This window comes from Nocardia sp. 852002-20019_SCH5090214 (assembly GCF_001665865.1).
Lineage (GTDB): Bacteria > Actinomycetota > Actinomycetes > Mycobacteriales > Mycobacteriaceae > Nocardia > Nocardia nova.
Genome location: NZ_LZMK01000341.1, coordinates 1 through 842, shown reverse-complemented (window position 1 = coordinate 842; position 842 = coordinate 1). Strand labels below are relative to the sequence as shown.

General features: G+C 70.5%; 1 pseudogene. It reads left to right on the top strand.

Annotated elements, in window-relative coordinates:
* Positions 1-370: pseudogene (locus tag A5780_RS27025) on the top strand (hypothetical protein); the annotation flags it as partial.
* Between the last annotated feature and the right edge of the window lie 472 nt (positions 371-842).

Here is an 842-nt window from a genome sequence, read left to right as displayed (position 1 = left end):
CGGGTATGGGGATCGAGGCTGTAGAGGGGACCGGCCGCAGGGGACACACACCGCGCGGGAATCACGTCGAGCGGCGGGGCCGGTGAGCGCGCGCCGCGGCCGCGCCCGCCCGGGGCGCTACCGCAATCCGCACTTCCACGGCTATCACAGCACCTCGCCGACGCCGATCCTTGCCGTCCTCGGCGCGGTGGTGGGTGGTGTGGTCCTGCTGCTGGTGGTGCTGGCTCTCACCCACGCCCATCCCACCCGCACCGACGACACCGCGCCGGTGAGCACCGCGCCCGCGGTCGCGCCCCAGCAGGTGGCACCGGCACCGGCCGCGCCGCCGCCGGCACCGCCGTGCTATCCGTTCGCAGCCTCCTGCAACTGACCGAACCGAGCACCGCAACCGCGGCTGACGACGATTCTGGTCCGGGCCCGGCCCCGAGAGTTCCGATCTGCCTGGCCGGGCCCGGCACCGCTCAGCATAGGGCCGTCCGCAACCCCCGCCATGGCCACCGGCCGGAGCCCGGTCGGACCGGGGTGCGGGTCCGGTACCCGAAATGGGGTACGGCCGCCGAGCCGCAGAGCCCCTGAGCGCAGTGCGATGTTTCCTGTCTTTGTGGTTTCCGGTTGGGACGGGTGAGGCACATGATGCGCGGGGCAACCGCACCTGCCCAACCTCCTTCCTTCCGGTCCCATTTTCCGGTCACACCTCTTGCACCACGGCGTGTCAGAGGGGGAGTTTCGTCCGGAAGAAACTTGTAGCCTGGCCGTATGGTCGCCTCCCGGTCGTGTCTTCAGTGCGGAAACCCGGTGACGTGGAAAGGCACCGGAAGACCACCGATCTGGTGCAGCAGCAG